The following is a 19,335-nucleotide window of genomic DNA, read 5'->3' on the forward strand; positions in this document are numbered from 1 at the left end:
ATGATGCTTTGCATTGAGAAAAATCCCGTACTTGATACGGGATGAAACGCTAAGTTTAAGTTTACTTAACGCAGACAGTGGATGCCTTGGTCTAGATTACCGAAGAAGGACGTGCAAGACTGCGAAAAGCGTCGGTGAGTTGTCAAGAAACATTACAGCCGGCGATGTCCGAATGGGGAAACCCGCACTGCTTCACCGCAGTGAACTCGTGCTCCAAGGGGCACTCTAAACAGGTAACAATTAACTACCAACTAGAATTAGTAATTGACTTTTAACTATAAGTTAACAGTTGAAAACTCATTGGTGTGTTGATTGTTGTTTGTTTGGAGTGCCTATTAAGGCGCGTAGAGGGAACCGCCCGAACTGAAACATCTAAGTAGGGCGAGGAAGAGAAATCAACGAGATTGCCTAAGTAGCGGCGAGCGAAACGGCAAGAGCCCAAAGGTGTGCGTAGCACACAACAGTTAACAATTAACATTCAACTACCAACTTTAAATTAAAGTGTTGGCAATTGATTGTTGTAAGTTGAAAGTTGTGTGCTATGCGCACCGGTTGTGGGACCGCAACGTGGTAGTTTTTTTGATAGCAGAATGACATGGAATAGTCAGCCATAGAACGTGATAGACGTGTATGCGAAATCAAAAGGACGCCTAGCGGTATCCCGAGTACGACGATGCATCTACATCGTCGGAATCTGGGGGAACCATCCTCCAAGGCTAAATATGATCTAGAACCGATAGTGGACAAGTACCGTGAGGGAAAGGTGAAAAGAAGGGCGGAACGCCCAGTGAAATAGAACCTGAAACTGTTTGCGAACAATCCGATAGAGCCAGTGCATAGCACTGAACTATTAACTTCCAACACACAACAATTGACATTTGGTTAATTGTTGGGAGCTTGTATAGAAGCGTGTTGATTTGTTGATGGTTCCGCGCTGTGCGCGGGTAATATCGTGCCTATTGAAGAATGAGCCAGTGAGTTTTCGTGTTTTTTAAGTTTAAGCCGTAATTACGGCGAAGGCGTAGGGAAACCAAGTGTGATAAGCGCGAATAAAAAAACGCGGAAGACCCGAAACCAGGTGAGCTATCCATGAGCAGGGTGAAGCCCATAGAAATATGGTGTGGAAGCCCGAACTCGTATCAGATGCAATTGATTGGGATGACTTGTGGATAGGGGTAATATGCTAATCGTACCTGGAGATAGCTGGTTCTCCCCGAAAGGTGTTTAGGCACCGTGGCATCGAAAAACTACAGGGTGGTAGAGCTACTGAATGGGATAATGAGGGTAATCTGAGTTATCTCAACCAAACTCCGAATAACTTGTAGTATGCGTTGCTAGACAGCCACACGGGGCTAAGCTCGTGTGACAAAAGGGAAACAACCCGGACTCTCGGCTAAGGTCTCTAATGTATCTTAAGTTTTTAAGGAAGTTTTTTATCATAGACAGCTAGGAGGTTGGCTTAGAAGCAGCCATCCTTTAAAGAAAGCGTAACAGCTCACTAGTCGATGATAAGAAGCGCCGAAGATGTATCGAGGATTAAAGATACTACCGAAGCTAGAGGTGTCGTGCTTTGCACGCAACAACCAACAAAAACAGCCAACAGTCAACAATTAAGTTGGAAATTGGAAGTTGATTGCTGCGTGCAGAGTGCGGCGCGGTAGGGGAGCGTTCCAAGGGCTTTGAAGGTGTGCTGTAAGGCATGCTGGAGCGCTTGGAAGTGAGAATGCTGGCATAAGTAGCTTACAAGCTAGGTGAGAATCCTAGCCGCCGAATGTCCAAGGTTTCCGTCGCGAGGATCGTCCCCGACGGGTTAGTCGGCTCCTAAGGCGAGGCCATAAAGGCGTAGTCGATGGACAACTAGTTAATATTCTAGTACTTTTCTTGTGTTGTTTGACCTGGGGATCAACTGGATTGGAGGACCGAAGCCGGTTCGCGAAGTCCGGTGCAAGCTGTAAGGTAGTTCATATTGGAAAATCCGTATGAATGATTAATCGAGCAGTTATGCAGAGTCTGGTGAGAGCCGGACGATTTTGAATAATTCAATCTACCAGAAACAATTCGCAGTTAGACACAAGGAGAGCTGTACCGCAAACCAACACAGGTGGACTGGTCGAGAAGACTAAGGCGAGCGAGAGAAGGGGGCTCAAGGAACTCGGCAAAAAAACTACCCGTAACTTCGGGAGATGGGTTGCCCCAATTCTATTTTATTATTGGGGTCGCAGCGAAAGTTTGTTAATCGACTGTTTACCAAAAACACAGGTCCGTGCAAACTCGTAAGAGGACGTATACGGGCTGACGCCTGCCCAGTGCCGGTAAGTTAAACGGCGGGGTGCCCCGAGCTTGTCTCGGGATGCTCCAAAGCGAAGCTCCGGTAAACGGCAGCAGTAACTATAACTGTTCTACGGTAGCGAAATTCCTTGTCGTGTAAGTTACGACCCGCACGAAAGGCGTAACGAGTTAACAACTGTCTCGAGCCTCTACTCGGCGAAATTGCGATGGCTGTGAAGACGCGGCCTACTTCCACCAGGACAAGAAGACCCCGTGGAGCTTTACTATAGCTTGACATTGATATGTGCATTTTAATTGTCTAGTGTAGGAGGGAGTTCCGACCTTGTGTCGGAACAACAATGTAACACCTCTCTTTGAAGTGTGGCATATCTTACTTACGTCGCCTGGAAACGGCGACAGGGACAGTGTTAGGTGGGTAGTTTGTCTGGGGCGGATCCCTGCCAAAGTGTAACGCAGGGGTACAAAGGTTAGCTTGGCACGGATGGACATCGTGCTGTAAGTATAAAGGCATAAGCTAGCTTGACTGCGACAGTGACGGCTGGAGCAGGTGCGAAAGCAGGTCTTAGTGATCCTCCGATCCACCATGGGTGTGGACGGAGCTTATCGGATAAAAGCTACCCCGGGGATAACAGAGTGGTCGCACCCGAGCGTCCTTAGCGACGGTGCGGTTCGCTACCTCGATGTCGGCTCAAGGTATCCTGGGGCTGGAGAAGGTCCCAAGGGTTGGTCTGTTCGCCCATTAAAACCTTACGCGAGCTGGGTTCAAACCGTCGTAAGACAGGTTGGACTGTATCCGGTGGGAGCGTTAGAATCTTGAGGAGAGCTCACCTCAGTACGAGAGGACCAGGTGGGGGGAATCCCTAGTGTGCCGGTTGTGGCGTCAGCTGCAAAGCCGGGTAGCTACATTCCTTGTTGGATAACCGCTGAAAGCATCTTAAGTGGGAAGCCCACTCCAAGATGAGGATTCTTTTAGACTCCTGGTAGAACACCAGGTAAACGACAGGCAGTGGAAGCCCCGTGAGGGGTTAAGCTAACCTGAAGCGAATCAGTCGAAAAACTTAAACTAACGTTTCTCTCAGTGTAAAGCATTGGGCTTTACACAACAAATATAGGGTCTTTAGAAAGATATTTGGAAGCCATTTCCATGAGTACACTTAAAGTCACTTCATCTCTTAGTAATTTTTCAGGATAATGTCCTGGTAATTGGTGCGTCGTCGTACCACCTGATCCATTCCGAACTCAGAAGTGAAAGGCGACAGCGCGGACGATAGTTGTGGGGCAACCCACCGCGAAAATACGTCATTGCCAGGACAGTATCCTGAAAAAGTTAAAGTCAACATAAAACAAATATTGTTTAATTACATGAATAACGCTAAAATATTTAAAATGAAAGGTGGTCAAGGAAGACTTGGCTAAATCGCGTTAGGCGCGATGGACTATACATTGGCAGGACAAACTAAAACTTCAAAAACTAAAAGTGTGAATTCAGCAAAAAGTGGCGGTAGTTTGACTATGGACGATTTGCTTAAGTCGTTTAGCGACAAGGTTCATGGGTACAAACGAGGAGACCGCGTTGAGGGTATTGTCACAGGTATATCTTCTAAACAAGTAACGGTCGACATTGGTGGAAAAAGTGAAGCAATGGTGGCCGAAAAAGCATATATTGAGGCCAAGGATTTTATAAGAAAGTTGAAAGTAGGCGATAAGGTAACTGCAAACGTAATTATTCCTGAAACTTACGACGGCGTCACCATTCTTTCTTTTCGTCATACAGCCCAAAACGCATCTTGGAATCTGCTTGAAAGTGCAATGAAAAATGATACACCGATTAATGTAACGGGAAGAAATGTTAATCAGTCTGGAGTAATGGTCGACATTGAGGGACTAACCGGTTTTGTCCCCATATCGCAATTGGGAAGGGAAGCGGCGAAAAATCCACAAGGCCTTATTAATGCCCAGTTTAAAGTTTTACCAATCGACATAGATCGGGAAATGAACAAAATTGTCTTGTCCGAGAAAGCGGTTTCCGATGCCGAGGAAATTAAGCAAATCAGAAAAGCTATCGAGACAATAAAAATAGGTGAAATCTATGACGGTACCGTGTCGGCGATAACCAATTTCGGATGTTTTGTAACTATTCAAAAAGAACTTTCCAAAAAAGAAGTCATAAGCGTTGACGGTCTGGTACATATTTCCGAACTTTCTTGGGATAAGGTATCAAGTGCAAGTGAGATTGTTGATGAAGGTGATAAAGTCAAAGTCAAAATAATTGGCAAAGACCACAATAAACTATCCTTCTCCACAAAACAGGTCGACAAGGATCCGTGGGAAAAAGTGGCACAAAAATACCAGAAGGATGCGAAAGTTAAAGGAACAGCTACAAAGATTACGGATTATGGCGTGTTTGTTCAACTTGAAGAAGGCGTCGAAGGATTGGTACATATGACCAAAATTCCACCCGGCAAAAAATACGAGAAGGGAGATCCCGTTAGTGTGTATGTCGAAGAAGTGGATCTGGACAATCGAAAAATCTCTTTGGGACTAGTTCTTACCGCAAAGCCGGTAGGGTATAGGTAAACCAGACTTGTCTTCTCTTTAAAGATAATTCCTCCAGTAACCTTGGTATATAAAGATCAGGAATTACCCAAATACATACATCTACATTAGAGTTAAATGGGAAATGTTACTCCATGCGAGTGGACTGAAAAACTAACAAGAAAGTACTCATTAATACGTAAATATGTAGCAATGTCTTAACTTGTTGTGGTATATAAATATTTATTATTTGGGACAAATATTCCTTGCGAAAATAAGCGGGGAAAAAATATTGCAATCTAATTCACAGCAACTAAGTTGTTTGTTCTTCGCTATCGCGTAGACCTAGGGTTTCGTCATGTATTATGGATATATTAGGCATACCGGGTTGAGTAGATTGTTGGCGTCCACTTGTAGGTGTTAAATCAATCAATGAACCATGACCTTGAGAACCTCCATTAGCTTTAAACCATTCTTCCATTTGTTCACGGGTAAGTGGTTTCACTGCCTCTTTTTTAGACATGTGAGGATTCTATCATATTTCATAAACATACCAAAGTAGTAAATCTTAGGGTGTTATAAGTTTTAGTATTGTGTACGTTTGATTGAATTAAGAAAAGCTAGCAGTCAAAGTTTATATAATATCTTTTCCGAAATATAAATTTCTAGCTGCCAATCACAACTGGGTTGAGTCGGAGTTTGAACACCTGATGATTTGAGAAGTGTATGAAACAAGACTTGAAAAAAGGTGATTTTGTGACGAAGAGTTGCTGAATTGGAGTTTCTTGACTATAGTTCAACTGTATATGGATGATGAAGAAATAGTACAAGTGTTCGTGCAACAAGAAAGACCATTTAGAGCTGAAGAAATTAATTGGGAAAAAGGTGTTTTTATCCCAGCTGGAGAAGAAGGGCGTAAACCCGTGAAGATTTTGCCGAAACCCCATTATATCAAGATAAGCCATGGTTTTAGAGTATGGGACTTCAAAGACACTGGGTTTAATAACCCTCGAACTCCTGATAATTATTATGCAATATATATGTTTGGAGTTTTTAATGACGAAACATCCAATAAACCAGATCAGATTAGGTTTTTACGATTTCCAGTTGTAAATGATGATAGTGATGTTTCCGGTGTTGATCAAAAAATATTTGAAGAGTTAAGTCAACAAACAGGTGAGGAAGAATCACAATTGCGTCGGTCTGCAAAGCCTCGAGATATTCAGGCAATTGTTCGCAATACTGCTCATAGAATTCACAGATCATTGCGTTGGATTATGGATCCTAGAACTAATATGCAAACAAATGGAATCAATGGAGATTGTTTGAGGGATGATCCCAACAAATCCGCAACAATTTATTCGGGGTGGAAAGATGGTAAAGATTTGTTTCAGCCAAACACTAATTTTGTGGCAATAGCCAGAGCACCGGGTGGTGCTGATTGGTATGTTGATATTAGCTGTCATGATGAAATAGGAAACCGTGAAACAACAGGATATATGATTTCACCTCCATTACCAGACGATTTAAGTGGTTTGTCGGAAGAAGATAAACGATTGATTAACGGCTTAATAAGCGCGAATAAATAATACTATTTAAATTAATTCTTCGATCTTAAATTATTCCACCTTACATAAACATACGGATTTATACGTTAAGATCATATGTATTATAAAAGGAGAATAAAATATCACAACTTAAAAGGTCGTCAGATAGTGTATTCAAACATCGCGAAAAGTATGCGCTTGAAAGCGTAGCTCATGCAAAGTAGCTTATACTTTATAGAAAAATCTTTTAACAAATTACAGCTTTTTTTGACTGTGGTTGTTTATTTGCTTGACTATTTAAATAGCTATAGTGATACTTACAACTAATGAAAATTAAAAAATCAGTTTATATTTGCCAGACATGTGGATTTGAATCGCTTGGATGGTTGGGTAAATGCACAGAGTGTGGAAGTTGGGGGAGTTTAGTAGAGACTGTTGTTTCTCGCAATTCCGGAGGAAAAAACCAAAATTCAAAAATCACTAAAAGCAACATTGTTAACTTGTCGAATGTAGAGACCAAAAGCTCTACACGAATATCAACCAAAATAAGCGAACTTGATAGGGTATTAGGGGGTGGAATCGTCCCCGGCCAGGTAATATTAATTGCAGGTGAACCAGGGATAGGAAAGTCTACAATACTAATGCAATTGTCCGAAACATTGGGAAATATATTGTATGTATCGGGAGAGGAATCTGCTCATCAAATAGCTTTGCGCGGCAAAAGATTGGGGGTCAAAAATACAAACGACATATTGATACTGGAGGACACCGATATCGATGCAATTATAGATAATGTAATGGAAATAATTGACGCTAAGAGAAATTTATCCGCGGTTATAATCGATTCCATACAAACAATGCAAACATCCGATTTGTCGGGTATGGCAGGTGCCGCAGGACAGGTTAGAGAGTGTACTTATAGATTGGTGCGTTTGGCGAAATCTACAAGTGTGCCTGTAATTATCGTTGGGCATGTAACCAAACAAGGATCGGTAGCCGGACCGGCACTACTCATGCATTTGGTTGACACAGTATTATGGTTTGAAGGAAGCCGTGATTTATCATTTCGTTTACTTAGGGCTCGAAAAAATAGATTTGGAGCAACCGATGAAGTTGGAATTTTTACCATGGAAGACAAGGGTTTAATTTCGGTTGATGACACTTCACATTTGTTTCTCACAGAACTAGATAAAATGATTGCAGGAAGCGCAGTGACCTCCGTAATGGAAGGAACACGGCCATTGTTGGTGGAAATACAGTCACTAGTAATTCCCACAAAGATGGCATTTCCAAAAAGAGTTGCACAAGGAATTGATGCAAAAAGACTAGAGCTACTTCTTGCAGTATTGCAACGAAGAGCACAAGTTCCGGTTAATGATTTTGATGTTTTTGTGAATGTTGTCGGGGGAATAAAAGTCAAGGAAACCGGTGCGGACCTTGCGATCTGTTTGTCTGTAGCTTCAGCGTATTACGACAAACCGATTCCCAAAAAACTTGTATCAATCGGTGAAGTCGGACTTCTCGGTGAAGTAAGAAAAGTTACCTCCGAGGATAGGCGTATAAAAGAAACGAAAAGATTAGGATACAAACAAATTGTGACACACACCGATTTTGGTTATCTAAAAGACGCAGTAAAAAAAATTGTAAAGTAACTCTCAGGCTAAAAAAATTGCAATTTCTGCAATACCGTGAGGCCGAAAACTTCTTATTTTAAATTTAAGGTACCTTGCTTAGTTTTTGCCATCTATTTATATTCTGACTTATGTTTTATTAATCTTATCGTGTGGAATCACCGAAAAAAATTAAGGATAGAGTCGGTCGATGATAGTAATCGAAAGTAATTTAGGAAATTGTGACGAGATGGGAATAGATTACAAAACCAAGAGCGATTGCGAACATGTATATCAATTGATATTACTTGCGGGCACGGCGTTCATGTAAATATAACCATAATTTTAGCTTCAACCCGTCTTTGCCAATAATTAAGCGGTAATTGGGCATACTATCCTTTGGAGAATAGTGTGTAAAATCTTTAGTGGTTTCGATTACGGGAAGTAATTTTTTACAAACTTATCCCAAAGTTATCCACAATAATTTATCGACCCAGAAAGAATACGAATGTATGCTACGAAATAACATAGATTGTATTATGGGTATAGTATAATATTAGACGCACTATCATTATAGGCTTTGACAAAGTTGACAGCGTGTGTTAGAGTATTTTCATAGCTCTTTTAAGCGTTTTTGGAAGTAGCGTAAGTTATTGCGAGGCTTAGAAAATGAAAAAGAGCATCGCTATCGTTGGGATATTGCTAACAATTAAAACTGTAAGCAACCTTTCCACGTATAGTAATGCCCTTATTCATAAATTTGTCTTGAGAACAGGCTAGCTCCAAGACAAATCATAGTCAGATTAATCAATAAGTTAGGTCGCTGTCAAGAGGATTTTTGATTATTAAGGCTAAATTGAGCAAAAAAGAGAAATATTAATCGCGCAAGTTGTCGCTTGTGGGGACGGGTGGTATGTAGGGCAGGCGTACTACCCGTTCCTAGAGGTGAAAACAAGCGCGATTTTTTGTGTTTAGATTAGGTCAACTTGCAGTTGACACGGGTGGCATGTATGAATCTTTCAGATTCATATCATTTCGGTTTACCTCATGTTAGGGCAGGCGTACTACCCGTTCCTAGAGGTGAAAACATGCGCGATTTTTTGTGACTCAACCCAACTGGCGATCCAAGCCGAGTATGTATTTTCTCCTTTTGTACTTCCACACATTTATCGCATGGATGGAGAATAGTCTTACAGCCGAAGGCGGAAAAGTAATCTTAGATTTGAGTCTGAAGTAATATTAGATTTTGTCTCATATGCGTTTTCATTAGTTCGTTGGGTTATTGGCAAGCAATCTGATATTAACTATTGCAGTGCTATGTAAGTAGTTCCGATATGCCTAATCCATAAGAAATGGTAATGTATCAAACATTAACTTCGAACGTACTTTCTAACCTTGGTCATTTAATTTTGTAAATCATAATTGATGTTGGTGGATACAAGAAAACGGAAGTATCACCAAGAACCAACAAATACCAGAAGCTTATAGTACATAGTTGGAGTGTTTGACTTGCCAATAGTATTATCTTATAATATGGACGTCAATTGGTAATGATATCTATGTTTTATAAAAATGCAATACTTCTTGCAGTAACCGCACTAACTCTAACTGCGCTTCCCATGTCAACGGTATTTGCGACAAACACACAAGTTCCAAGTTTTCCCTCATGTCCGATAGGAAATACCGGTGATTGGGTGCATTCGGATCATGGTTTTCATCATATTCCGGGTCAGGAAGCTACGATTGAAGGAAGTGATGACGTTTACCAGCTTGAAAATTCCAATTTTATCCAATGCCTTTGCGCAATCGACGATTCAAAATCAACACAAACAATCTGGTGGAATATTACAAATTCAGATCTTAGTGATCAAGAAATTCAAAATTACCTGAGTGATGGTTGGTACTTGGAAAACGGTGGCTCGTGGAATCTAATCCAAGGAAATACATATCTTGCCAAGAATTCGAGTCGTTTATGTGCCGAGCCAACACCGACAATTACACCAGTTCCAACGATCACGCTAACACCAACGCCCGGAAAAGAATTAGCAAGATGTACAGGCATCGAAGCAAATCCCAGAGAAGGAACCGCGGCGCTGTATGTTAAATTTGCCGGAGCAGGAATAGATTATCAAGGCCAAATCAAAGAATATCATTGGGATTTTGGTGACAACTCCAACAATCAACCCGAAAGAATAAATACTAAAAATCCTGAAGCAATTCATATCTACAACAATAAAGGAACTTACAAAGCTAAGCTTCAAGTGATGGATAGTCGTGGAGTATGGCATGGTGGAAATAGTGAATGTGAATTGGAAGTAGTCGTGAAAGAAGAACCGACTCCGCAAGTAGCAGGTGCCGCCACAGAGCTTCCAAGTACTGGTTTCTCAGCCCCTAACGTTATTGTTGCTGGTCTTGGATTGACCGCACTTGGTGCAATCATTAAAAGACGCTTCAAATTGATTTAATAAAACGAAGGCACGTATTTTAGTTAAGCAGATTGTAAATATATGGGAACAATGTATCCTCACAAGATTATCTATGACGCAGACACTCACGTAATTCACAGCGAAGTATCTTTACATGCGGGAAAATTTGCGCGATTCATGTACAATTTTTTGCGTGGAGCGGGAATTGGCTTGATTATCTTTGTTGTCTTGTCTTTTGTTGTCAGTATCGAACCGATAATCAGAGAAGAAATAGTTTATTACATTAAAAATACGAGTGAGAATAATTCTCTCCAAGAAACACACTTAACAAATTTACCAATTGTTGAACAGACAATTGCTGTGCAAAACGAGGCTAAGTCATACGGGGTAGATCCGCATTTTTCCATTGTTATTCCCAAAATTGACGCGAGGGCAAATATCATACCAAACGTAAGTGCGGTTAATGCCCCGGAATACTCCCAAGCGCTCCAAAAGGGAATTGCACATGCCGCGGGAACATATTTCCCGGGTCAGGGAAAAAATATCTATCTTTTTTCGCACTCTACCGATTTCGAATATAATGTGGCCAGATATAATGCGGTATTTTACCTTTTGAGAAAACTGGAACGAGGCGATAGAATTATTGTTTATTTTTCCGATGAGCGCTTTATTTATGAAGTGCAAGATAAATTTATTGTTAACGCAGTTGACACAAAGTGGCTTACGGAAGAAACCGAAACGGAAACATTGTATTTACAAACGTGTGATCCGCCGGGAACTACTTGGAAGAGACTGATTGTGAAGGCAGTGCCTGTTGAAAGTTAAATTTATAATTGTATGGCAAGATCCCAGCATTAAGCTCATGGGATCAATTTATTATCACTTCTTAATATCACTTCAACTTCAGAATCGTGATTTTATCCTCTTGTGAAATTACGATTGCGGAGAGCTTGGTTAATTTGTCGATTTTTGACTCCTGTTTCTTCATTTGTAATACATCTTAATTCTTCCGCAGTCGGTTTACCGAGGAATTTGTCGGGTTCTTGTTGTAATAACTTTCGTGTTGCAGGTTTGCCATTTACGATACAAATTCGGTCTTTGGGATGAAGTACCGTACCACTTGGTCCAAAATTAAAATCACCTGCGTGAAGTGGTATTGCTTTTTCGTAGTTACCAGAACGATCTACTGCCTCATATAAAACAGCGGTTTTAAGAGTTGGATCTGCTGTTATTCGTCTTAAAGCAGCTAAAGCACCTTCGCCATCTCTTACATATGTGCATTCATAATCTCCTTGGTGTTGTTGTGGGATAGGTTGTTCACTTGCAGGTGTTGCAATGCTGGGTAAGGTCTGACTGCCTTCAGGATTGTATTCGGGGTTGGTAGTAGGGTAGGGATTTTCTTGTGTTAACAATTGTCTATTCACGTTGTTTTGATGTGTCAAATAGCCGGCACCGACGGAAAGACCAACTACGCTAAGACCGCCAACGACCCGTGGTACCCATTTTCTGGTTTCTTGAGCTATTCCCATATACAAAAGGCAGCACTTCTATAAAGTAACGCAATTATACACCTAAATGCCATATTGTTTCAAAAATATGGGAAATATTTACTAGTAGGGACAATTGATAGTGGAGTAGATTTGCCGTTTGGAAAGGTATGATGACACGAGTTATTCTCAGAGTTAGCTAATCTTACATTGAGTACATTGTGGTAGCTTTTGCATTTGACAAACACCCAGAGTATCTCATACAATACAAATGCACCTGATTACTTCCGGTGATTTTAGAGATTTTATCTCCCAAACTAATATATACATGTTGGTTATTTGAATATCAAACCAAGCTGCTTAATTAATATATAATGGCTACAAAAGCAAAGGATGAGGACTTAACAAGCGCCAAAAGCGCGGTAGATTTTATTGGAAAACCCGAAGGAAACGACAAAGTGGTTGAAAAAATTGAAGCACCAAAAAATACGGGTGAATTAACTAAGGGAGAAGTTGAAATTACTGTAACCGAGAAACCGTCTCTTGTTGTTGATGAACGTGTGATACCTGATTCAAATTTACCCACAGAACACGTTGATGGTATTTTGGATATTGCCAATGAAGGATCTGGACTTTTGCGGCCCAAACTTGCTCCAAGCGATCAAGACATTTATATATCAAGTAGTCAAATTCGTAGATTTAACTTACGCGTTGGTGATAAAGTTGGCGGGCAAGCCAGGCGTCCGAAAGAAAATGAGCGTTATTGGGGTCTTTTGAAAGTCGAAACCGTAAATGGAATAGAGATTGACAAACAAGGTGATAGACCTGATTTTGAAGATATGACCGCTATTTATCCTGATGCCGGATTTGAGTTGGCAACAGGCGAAGAACCAATGACAACACGTATGATTGACCTGATTTCACCGATCGGCTTTGGTCAACGAGCTTTAGTTGTTTCTCCACCAAAGGCAGGAAAAACGTGGCTAATTAAAGATATTATCTCCGGAATTGCAGCTAATTATCCCGAGGGAAAGGCTACTAAAACCAAAAAGAGTGTTCATATCATGGCTGTGTTAATAGGCGAAAGACCGGAAGAAGTTACAGATTTAACCAGGCACATCGAGAAAGTTACGAATGGCTTAGGTGAAGTGGCTTCTTCGAATTTCGATGAGGCACCTAGAAATCAAACACGGGTCGGTGAGCTTGCCTTAGAGCGCGCTAAAAGACTTGTTGAGATAGGACATGATGTGGTTATCGTTCTTGATAGTATTACGAGAATGGCAAGAGCTTATAATTTAGCGCTACCGACATCGGGTAGAACGCTAACGGGAGGATTTGATCCGGTTGCACTTTTCCCCGCAAAGAAATTTTTTGGGGCAGCAAGAAAGATTGAAAACGCAGGGTCGTTGACAATTATCGGAACCTGTCTGGTTGATACGGGAAGCAGAATGGATGACCTTATTTACGAGGAATTTAAAGGTACTGGGAATATGGAACTTCATCTTACCCGCAAGCTTGCAGAGAAGAGAGTTTTTCCGGCAATTGATGTAACCAGGTCGGGGACTAGGCAGGAAGAACTACTTTACGGAAATAATTTGCAAAAAGTACACACTCTTCGTCGAATGCTAGAGATGATGCATGACGATGAAAGAACCGAGACTCTACTTGACCGTTTGAGACATACAAAAACAAATCAGGAATTTCTTGACTCCTTAAAAACAGTATAAGAAACATTAATTATTGGCTTTTTAATATAGCGTTCTGATTAATTATTGCTCATCGATTCATACCACAACAAATATCGATAAAGAGTTAAAGATTATAATAGGAATTTTTTGAGTTTGTTTGGAAGAATTAATAATTAAAATTATATCTATCATTTTAAGGTGCATCACACCGAATTAATCCTGCTTCAATAAATTTGTGATTATAGAGAAATGGATTTAGTCCGAATAACAATCTCACATGGTCGTACACTTAATGGTATCTCCTCCCTCGAATTACATCTCGTCTGAGTATGTCGGATAATAGATGTTTTACGAGTTAAAATTTAAGAGACTTATAAAATAAGAAGCGGTAAAACTGATACTAAGTCGGCTTAAAATGGATTCTGCCCATAAAGGTCAATAACTGAGACTGCAGAATAAAATTAAGCATAAATCGGAATCGCTAAAATAGGGATACCATATGTTTTTATGGGTTATTTGGGGGTGGGTATTGACAGGATCCTTCATTCATGTTTATACGTGCATAAAGATATGGAGCAGTAAAACTTGATCTTTGTCCTGAATAAATTACACCTGCAGTATCTGTATAACAGCTATATACCCAATAGCTTTGACCGATTTCAATATTGTCAATGAAAGAGTAATAACCAACACCATCCGATATGGTTGTGCTAATAATATTATTGCTGGAATTCAGTAATGTTACATGAGCATTTGAGCGAGGTATGTAATCCTGAGAAAGAAAGTATCTCACAGTTCCAGCAATAAGTGGCGCCTCTGGTGTAAGTGTTGGTGTCGGTTCTCCTGGTGGTGAAGTCGGAATTCCACTGGGCCAAACAGGATCGGTAGGTTCAGGTCCTGGGGGAACAGTTGGTCTAGGCCCCCCAGGATTACCGGGCGATCCTCCCCAATCCTTGCAAAGTGATGACCCTGAGAATTGTATATTGAATTCTGATATTTCAAATGAAGTAAAACCAATCCCCAATATACATCCAACCAAATTTACAATGAAAAATATGCTTAAAATTACGGTCATTCCTGCAATGCCTTGAGCGATTTTCTTTTTAGCTTGCTCAATTTGATTTACATTGCCACCCGAGGATATCCAAGATATCGCGCCGGTTATTATCATGAAAACAAGAATAATTACACCGGCAAGTATCACTAGTCCGACAAAAGATTTGAAAATTGAGCTGAAATAATCAGTGCCATTCATGCTGGCGAGTTCGGGAGTAAAGACTGGATTATTTATCATATCGGTTAAATAGTATTATATACACAAAATAAGTTGGATTGGAATACCATTAATTCCAGATTAATCTTAAAAACCGTGAGCGTAAGCTTGTGTGGTGAATAGAACAATTTTAATCTTGTAAAAACGTAAATCCTTAAGTGCCCGTATGGAGATTGTGAGGTGTTTATTGCTTCTTTACGTAACGACCTTCAAGTGGCAAGCTCATGAGAGATTTATTTAAACTTTCCGAAAGCCGTGGACTATATTATTGCACGAATGAAGGGAAGCCGTAAACAAACTCTTCGAAGAGAACCGAGGGTTCTCAATCCTGGGTTTTCTATTCAGACTTCGCGAAAACCATGTACCAGTAAGCGTGGCTCAAGCACAGAAGCGAAAATACTCTTTTCAAATAATCTGTTAGTAAACCAAGATCTTTTAGATTGTGGATGTTTGTTAACGAGGTAATTTAAACTATGCAACATTGACCGTAAAGGCTTCACGGGTTAATATACCATTGCATGAGAAAAAAGCGCTATTTGTTTGTGTTTAGTGTATTAAATATAAGCAAGAAAAACTTGATTATCCTTGGACGTGATCTAAGAGAGTTCTCAGTTGAATTTTCCCAATTTTTAATCAAGCATGTAAATTTGTCATTTATCAAATTTGAATCGGTTAAGGGAATATTTGTAGCTGTGCTATATAAAAAACGAGGCAAACATACACGTGCCTTTATGCACTCGGGGATGGCATCACTTGCTATGGTTGGCATTATGATTGCACCTGTTATCGCTGAAGAGTTCCCCGGTACAAGTGTAGATCCTTGGGGCATTCCTACGGCTTCGACTATTCTATCTGCAACGAGCCAAGACCCGGCAACGGGAACTCTTGTATCCGATAAAGTACGCGACGGAATAATCGATTATAGCGTTCAGGATGGCGATACTGTAAGTAGCGTTGCGAATAAGTTTGGTATAGATATAAATACGATATTATGGCAAAACGATTTAACTTCAAAAAGTACAATAAAACCAGGACAAACATTGCAAATTCTTCCTGTTTCCGGAGTTTCTCATAAGGTCATAAAAGGTGACACGATCTATTCGATTGCCAAAAAATACGATGCAGATGCTCAGCCGATTGTTAATTTTCCCTTTAATACATTTACAAATGACGAAACTTTCGAGCTTGCAATCGGTCAAATAATAATTGTTCCTGAGGGTATTAGGAAATCCTCAGGAGTTCCGGCAATTCCTAGAATTCGCCAACTCACACCTGATGCCGGAACGGTTGTTGCGTCTGGGCGATTTGTGTGGCCCGCTTCAGGATCGATTACTCAGAATTTCGCTTGGTATCATAAGGGTTTGGATATAGCCAATAGAGCAGCTCCAAATATATTGGCTGCAGACGCTGGAGTCGTAGTTGTAGCCGGATGGCCGGATTCATATGGATATGGTAACCGAGTTGTTGTTGACCATCAAAATGGATATAAAACTCTCTATGCGCATCTGTCGCAAATTTTTGTGCAAGTTGGACAAAGGGTAAACACAGGTGATGCAGTCGGGAGAATGGGGAGTACGGGAAGATCAACAGGAACACATCTGCATTTCGAAGTGATACAAAGTGGCGTTCAAATAAATCCCTTGAACGTACTTCGCTAGATGATGTTTAAGTATTCATATTAATTTAAAGGCAAACCACGTGATTTAGTTGATCGCAACTAATTAAAATGAACCATAGAAACGAGATTTTGAAATTCTAAGACCGTTGGGTCGAGGATGGTTTATAATTGTTCCAGAAAGCCTAAGAGCGATAAGCTTGTTAGGTGAATTGAACATTTCAAATCTTGTTAAAGGGACAAGCCTTGACAGTCCCGACTAAAAGGTCGTGAGTAGTTTATAATACAAAATACAAGGGCCGTTAGCTCAGTTGGTAGAGCGTACGCTTCGCATGCGTAAGATCACCGGTTCGATTCCGGTACGGTCCACACCTTGACTTAGCAGTTGTTTTATACGAAACTGCGAATAGATATTCTTTGCAAATTACTGCCTCAAAGAAATTCGAAAGAGTGTAAGTTTATCATTTTTAAATCATACCGCCTTAGCGTTGATACGAGAAAAAGTTATATGTCAAGAAATCTTTAACAAAGTATGAAATGACAAGATTCCTCGCACAATAACTTGCGGGATATACTCTGCCCATATTTATTATGTTGTATTGGGCGATGTTTACAGCAGGTTATATTATTGGAGCATTTTTTGTTCTATATTTATTTCTGCGGAAAGAAAAAACCGAAAGTATTGATTTGAAGCTTCACGGTAATAATAAATCAGACAATGCATGGAAAATGCACGCAAAACTTGTACGAATAAATACTTATACACATAGAACTAAAGATAGGGCAGAGGATTACTATTCTGTTAGTACTTTGGATTAACAGTAATTAGATAAGCTTCATTATAAATATCTTTCAAATTTATCACTTTTTATTTAGCCACTTAAGCGACAAGCTTGTGAGATGAAGAAATTTACGACGCAGTCTCAAAAGAACGAGGTAAGCTAGAAGACGTTCGCTTATGGGTGATTTTGATCACGGTTATCTTGAATACATATAATTTCCACCTCCTCACGTTTAATCGTGGATTATTAGATTTATTAAATTAAGCAACCGCAACTTGCAAAAGGTCGGCTAATTGTTAACAATTAGCCCAATGTACTTTCCACAAACATCCCTCCTTCCGGCAACAATAACTATTGCCAATTTTGTTAAATCACATGGACTTGAAGCATTTGGTATGTGGTACAAAAATTGGTATTTAGGTGTTCCTTTTAGAAATATTGCCGATCCATTATTGCCCATAATTACTGTTGGCATACAAAAACTGATATCTTACTTTACTATAAGTGATATTACGATATATATAATCATATTAGCATATATCGGATCAATAATAGGGTGGGTGATGTTTACTTACTATATTTCAAAAAACAAACTGCTACCAGTTTTGGTTTTTCTATTCCTTGTATTATTACCTTGGCGGATTTTTTCTACTATTTATTTCATGGATGGGGCAAGTAGTGTTGCAAAAAGTTTTATCCCCTTGGTGTTTTTAAGCGTTTGGTTTGCATTATCAAAAAAGGGAATGCAACATATCGTGTTTTCACTTATTTCCTTGATTACAATACTTCTTATTAGTACTTCTATAATCCCGGGATTGTTAGTTGGTTTAATATCTCTGTCGGCAGTGAGCGCTTATAAAAAGGGTAAATTGGTAAATTTGAAGACCAACATTGTTTTCGTAGTGAAACTCTTGATTGTTTCGCTTGTGATTGTAACGTTGTGGTATAAGCCCTTGTATTGGATAACTTTATTGTCAAATCCTTCTTTGGGTGGTAATTCTTTCGTTAAAGTAATTGCAGGGATATTTAGTTTAACAAAATCCATATTACCCGCAACACTTGCGGTATTTATGGTTCATCATGCGAAACGAGTAAGAAACCGCCTAACTATCTTTTTTCTAATTTGGATAGCTGCGTTTTCGATACTTTTTTCCTATAGATTTTTCGCAGATTATGATTTCTGGCAAGATTGGTCAGGGTGGATTTATGAAATTGAAATAGGCATAGCGGGTCTTTGTGCAATTATTCTCAATTCGATAATTACAGATATTAGGAAAGGAGGACGCATAAGTGGTATCGGGAAAATAGTACTAACAGTAGTTTTGCTTGCCTTGATACCATATGCACTTGTCTGGAGGTTTAATAGTGCGTTGGCGTCGGGTTTGTCATCCAAACAGGGGTTAAATATAAACAACTTTTCAAAAGAATTAAACACACAGATACCAAGCAGAGTCTTTGTGTCGGGGACAAACACCTTCGTCCTAAACACCCTAATTGACATGGAGCAGGTAAGAGGGGGCAAAGATCAAGCTGCTACTCATCCTTACTGGAATCATGCAGCATATCAATTAAGAGAAGGTAGTGATCCCGAATTGTCGAGATTGTGGCTTCAGGCACTGGGTGTAAGTTTTGTGATTGTAAATACGGGTGAGTCTGATGATTTTTACAAAGATTTTAAGTATTTACATAAGTGGGAAAAAATTGGCAATCTGGTAAGAGAAGGAAACGGAGATAAATTGTATTTTATCAAAGATGCCGACATCGCTTGGTCGATAAATCCCCAAAAAACAATTAAGCCTGAGAGAGATAATTACGAAATTGCTCTGAGAGAGTATCTCTTGCAGAGGATTGAGCCGCTTGTGGTTACCGATTTGGATAATGGATATGCGATTCAAGTTCACACCGGCACTAAAGCAGTACAACTTGCGGTAAGTTATAACAAAGCATGGGAGATAGATGGCAAAGTTAAGTGCAAAGTTGTAAAAGACAGTTTAGGCCAGATGGCAATAGTGTTTGACTCTCCAACCGATAAGATGGAAGAAGTTAGATTGGTTTATGGCAAGTAAGGTATACTATAAGAAAA

The 19,335-nt window shown here is 40.0% G+C and carries 12 protein-coding genes, 1 tRNA gene and 2 rRNA genes; 12 read left to right on the top strand and 3 right to left on the bottom strand.

Translation table 11 applies throughout. The features are described 5' to 3' along the window. The first annotated feature begins 53 nt into the window (after positions 1–53). The 3 genes from IPM62_01530 (at position 54) to IPM62_01540 (ending at position 4,866) form a co-directional block, all read left to right on the top strand. Positions 54–3,355, top strand: a 23S ribosomal RNA gene (locus IPM62_01530). A gap of 129 nt (positions 3,356–3,484) precedes the next feature. Continuing rightward, positions 3,485–3,600: ribosomal RNA gene (gene rrf / locus IPM62_01535) — 5S ribosomal RNA — on the top strand. 120 nt (positions 3,601–3,720) lie between these two features. After that, positions 3,721–4,866: a 30S ribosomal protein S1 gene (locus IPM62_01540; protein ID QQS39274.1), complete on the top strand. Its 1,146-nt coding sequence runs from the start codon at positions 3,721–3,723 to the stop codon at positions 4,864–4,866. Positions 4,867–5,137: 271 nt separating this feature from the next. Here the strand turns inward: IPM62_01540 and IPM62_01545 are convergent, their stop codons facing one another. Beyond that, entirely contained in the window at positions 5,138–5,347 is a 210-nt protein-coding gene (locus IPM62_01545) for a hypothetical protein (protein QQS39275.1), read from the bottom strand. A 283-nt stretch (positions 5,348–5,630) separates the two neighbouring features. On the opposite strand from IPM62_01545, the gene IPM62_01550 reads away from it, so the two are divergent. The 4 genes from IPM62_01550 to IPM62_01565 all read left to right on the top strand — a co-directional run bounded on the left by IPM62_01550 (position 5,631) and on the right by IPM62_01565 (position 11,232). Further along, on the top strand, positions 5,631–6,413 hold the full coding sequence (locus tag IPM62_01550; protein QQS39276.1) for a hypothetical protein: 783 nt from the start codon (positions 5,631–5,633) through the stop codon (positions 6,411–6,413). Positions 6,414–6,697: 284 nt separating this feature from the next. Beyond that, positions 6,698–8,023, top strand: coding sequence for a DNA repair protein RadA (gene radA, locus IPM62_01555; GenBank protein ID QQS39277.1), 1,326 nt, complete (start codon positions 6,698–6,700; stop codon positions 8,021–8,023). A gap of 1,517 nt (positions 8,024–9,540) precedes the next feature. Beyond that, positions 9,541–10,446 carry a PKD domain-containing protein gene (locus tag IPM62_01560; GenBank protein QQS39278.1) on the top strand — a complete coding sequence of 302 codons (906 nt, stop codon included), beginning with the start codon at positions 9,541–9,543 and terminating at the stop codon, positions 10,444–10,446. A gap of 42 nt (positions 10,447–10,488) precedes the next feature. After that, positions 10,489–11,232: a sortase gene (locus IPM62_01565; protein QQS39279.1), complete on the top strand. Its 744-nt coding sequence runs from the start codon at positions 10,489–10,491 to the stop codon at positions 11,230–11,232. A gap of 92 nt (positions 11,233–11,324) precedes the next feature. Here the strand turns inward: IPM62_01565 and IPM62_01570 are convergent, their stop codons facing one another. After that, complete coding sequence (locus tag IPM62_01570; protein QQS39280.1) at positions 11,325–11,936, bottom strand: hypothetical protein; 612 nt, start codon at positions 11,934–11,936, stop codon at positions 11,325–11,327. A 332-nt stretch (positions 11,937–12,268) separates the two neighbouring features. Between IPM62_01570 and rho the strand changes: the two genes are divergently transcribed. Beyond that, positions 12,269–13,621, top strand: coding sequence for a transcription termination factor Rho (gene rho / locus IPM62_01575; GenBank protein QQS39281.1), 1,353 nt, complete (start codon positions 12,269–12,271; stop codon positions 13,619–13,621). A gap of 466 nt (positions 13,622–14,087) precedes the next feature. Here rho and IPM62_01580 read toward each other — a convergent pair whose 3' ends face one another. After that, entirely contained in the window at positions 14,088–14,876 is a 789-nt protein-coding gene (locus IPM62_01580) for a hypothetical protein (protein QQS39282.1), read from the bottom strand. A 497-nt stretch (positions 14,877–15,373) separates the two neighbouring features. On the opposite strand from IPM62_01580, the gene IPM62_01585 reads away from it, so the two are divergent. The 4 genes from IPM62_01585 to IPM62_01600 all read left to right on the top strand — a co-directional run bounded on the left by IPM62_01585 (position 15,374) and on the right by IPM62_01600 (position 19,318). Then, positions 15,374–16,513, top strand: a complete 1,140-nt coding sequence (locus tag IPM62_01585; protein QQS39283.1) for a M23 family metallopeptidase — start codon at positions 15,374–15,376, stop codon at positions 16,511–16,513. Between the two features lie 253 nt (positions 16,514–16,766). After that, a tRNA-Ala gene (locus IPM62_01590) sits at positions 16,767–16,839 on the top strand. Positions 16,840–17,076: 237 nt separating this feature from the next. Next, a complete protein-coding gene (locus IPM62_01595; protein ID QQS39284.1) occupies positions 17,077–17,289 on the top strand; it encodes a hypothetical protein in 213 nt (70 codons plus the stop codon). Between the two features lie 274 nt (positions 17,290–17,563). Next, positions 17,564–19,318, top strand: a complete 1,755-nt coding sequence (locus tag IPM62_01600; protein QQS39285.1) for a hypothetical protein — start codon at positions 17,564–17,566, stop codon at positions 19,316–19,318. The last annotated feature ends 17 nt before the right edge of the window (positions 19,319–19,335 follow it).

It is taken from the genome of Candidatus Woesebacteria bacterium, from assembly GCA_016700095.1.
GTDB lineage: Bacteria > Patescibacteriota > Microgenomatia > UBA8517 > UBA8517.

Bases quoted from the DNA above. Each gene is read 5' to 3' on its own strand.
- IPM62_01540 (QQS39274.1), top strand. From the start codon at position 3,721: ATGGACTATACATTGGCAGGACAAACTAAAACTTCAAAAACTAAAAGT.
- IPM62_01545 (QQS39275.1), bottom strand. From the start codon at position 5,347: ATGTCTAAAAAAGAGGCAGTGAAACCACTTACCCGTGAACAAATGGAA.
- IPM62_01550 (QQS39276.1), top strand. From the start codon at position 5,631: ATGGATGATGAAGAAATAGTACAAGTGTTCGTGCAACAAGAAAGACCA.
- radA (QQS39277.1), top strand. From the start codon at position 6,698: ATGAAAATTAAAAAATCAGTTTATATTTGCCAGACATGTGGATTTGAA.
- IPM62_01560 (QQS39278.1), top strand. From the start codon at position 9,541: ATGTTTTATAAAAATGCAATACTTCTTGCAGTAACCGCACTAACTCTA.
- IPM62_01565 (QQS39279.1), top strand. From the start codon at position 10,489: ATGGGAACAATGTATCCTCACAAGATTATCTATGACGCAGACACTCAC.
- IPM62_01570 (QQS39280.1), bottom strand. From the start codon at position 11,936: ATGGGAATAGCTCAAGAAACCAGAAAATGGGTACCACGGGTCGTTGGC.
- rho (QQS39281.1), top strand. From the start codon at position 12,269: ATGGCTACAAAAGCAAAGGATGAGGACTTAACAAGCGCCAAAAGCGCG.
- IPM62_01580 (QQS39282.1), bottom strand. From the start codon at position 14,876: ATGATAAATAATCCAGTCTTTACTCCCGAACTCGCCAGCATGAATGGC.
- IPM62_01585 (QQS39283.1), top strand. From the start codon at position 15,374: ATGAGAAAAAAGCGCTATTTGTTTGTGTTTAGTGTATTAAATATAAGC.
- IPM62_01595 (QQS39284.1), top strand. From the start codon at position 17,077: ATGTTTACAGCAGGTTATATTATTGGAGCATTTTTTGTTCTATATTTA.
- IPM62_01600 (QQS39285.1), top strand. From the start codon at position 17,564: ATGTACTTTCCACAAACATCCCTCCTTCCGGCAACAATAACTATTGCC.